Origin of the sequence: Nguyenibacter vanlangensis, from assembly GCF_013376155.1 — a bacterium.
Classification (GTDB): domain Bacteria; phylum Pseudomonadota; class Alphaproteobacteria; order Acetobacterales; family Acetobacteraceae; genus Gluconacetobacter; species Gluconacetobacter vanlangensis.
Genome location: NZ_JABXXP010000562.1, coordinates 1 through 1,874 on the forward strand (window position 1 = coordinate 1; position 1,874 = coordinate 1,874).

A 1,874-nucleotide genomic window follows, 5' to 3' on the forward strand; every position below is an offset into this window, starting at 1 on the left:
AGGCCGATCCACAGCGCCGCGTCGTCGACCACCGCCAGCTTGAGCGCCAACTGGCCCAGCGGACGCTGGGCGGGGTGCAGTTCGCGGACGATGCCGATCAGGACCGGCAGGGCGCTGACGGCGATGCACAGCCCGATCGACATGGCGCCGACCCAGCCATTGCCGCGCGGCGCCTGCCAGCCATGCAGCGGCAGGAAGAATTGATGGACCAGCACGGTGCCCACCAGGAACGGGCCGCCCAGCGCGACCGCCGCCCCGCCCAGCAGGCGGCCGATCGAGGGTTGCGGCACGGCGATGCCCGCATGGTCCTCGCCGGGGTGCTGCCACATCTCGAGCCCGGCGGTGAAGGCCAGGACCAGCACGGCCACCCAGCCGATATCGTTGCCGTAGACCGACGGGATGCCCAGCCGCCCGACGGGGGCATGCAGCACCGCCAGGCAGATGCCGAGCAATATCGGCAGCACCGCGATTGGCACGGTTCTTTGCGTCAGGCGCCACAACAACCAGGGCGCAAGAACAAAAATCCCCGCATCAAGAATAAGCGCCGAAATGCTCGACATGATACACCCTTTATCGCTTATCGTGACGGTTCATCATATTGTAAAAAATCGAATATGCAATTTTTTAAAAAATCATGTCGTCGATTCCATCGGCGGACTGCCGGAAGAACGGGAAGATGATGCATTTTGTATTTGATATTACTCTGTTTCGTACGTGATGGCCCGCAACGCCGCAGGCTGCCGCCCATTCCCCGGACCGCCCCATTCCCGCCTTCCCGCGGCCGGAAATATGCTAGAGGTTGGTCATTCCGCCTCGGCGGATCTGTATCAATCCGGGTGCGGCGTGCGGCAGGATTTCAGCGACATCTTGGCCCTGGCGATCGAGGGCAGCGGCACCGGCGTCTGGGACCGCGACGTGGTGACGGGCGCGATCCGCTATTGCGACGGGTGGGTCGGCCTTCTGGGCTATCGCAGGGAGGAGATTTCGGACCGGATCGAGGATGCCTATGCCCGCGTGCATCCGGACGACCTGGCCTATGTCCAGGCGACGATGCGCGACCATTTCGCCGGGCTGACCCCATCCTATGAGGTCGAGCATCGGCTGCGGTGCAGGGACGGCAGCTATAAATGGGTGCTGAGCCGCGGCAGGGTCATCAGCCGGGACGGCGACGGCCGGGCGTTGCGGATGGTGGGGACCACGACCGACATCACCGCCATGCGCGTCCTGGCCGAGCGGCTGCGGGCGAGCATGGCCCTGTTGTCCAGCCTGACGGACCAGGTGCCGGGCCTGGTATTCCAGTGCCGGCGGGCGCCGGACGGCACGGCCTGCGTCCCCTATGCCAGCGCGCGGATCACCGAGATCTATGAACTGACGCCCCAGCAGGTGGCGGAGAGCTGCCAGCCGGTGCATGCGCGCATCCATCCGGACGACCTGGACCTCTATCGCGCCACGCTGGCCGAAGCCGCCGAGCGGCTGACCCCTTGGCAATGCGTCTTTCGCGTGCTGCTGCCGCGCCAGGGGCTGCGCTGGCGGCAGGTGGATGCCCGGGCGACCCGGCTGCCCGACGGGGGCACGCTGTGGCACGGGCTGGTCGTCGACGTGACCGAGCGCAAGCGCGTCGAGCAGGAACTGCACGACCTGGCGCGGGTCGACCACCTGACCTGCCTGCCGAACCGCCGGGCCTTTACCGAGCGGATGGAGCGCGCCTGGCACGCGCTGGTCCGCGGCCGTGCCGGCGACGTTGCGGTGCTGATGCTGGATATCGACCATTTCAAATCGATCAACGACCGGCATGGCCATACGGCGGGCGATGCGGTGCTGCGACGCGTCGCCGCGACCATGCTGGCCGAACTGCGCCCCGGCGACCATGCCGG

1 protein-coding gene and 1 pseudogene are annotated in these 1,874 nt (G+C 66.8%); one reads left to right on the forward strand and one right to left on the reverse strand.

The genetic code is table 11. From position 1 onward, the window contains the following. Positions 1-560 (reverse strand): annotated as a pseudogene (locus tag HUK84_RS16655) (cation:proton antiporter); the annotation flags it as partial. 283 nt (positions 561-843) lie between these two features. Here HUK84_RS16655 and HUK84_RS16660 point away from each other — a divergent pair. Continuing rightward, the coding region (locus tag HUK84_RS16660; RefSeq protein WP_317135304.1) for a PAS domain-containing protein at positions 844-1,874 on the forward strand (1,031 nt) is incomplete at its 3' end.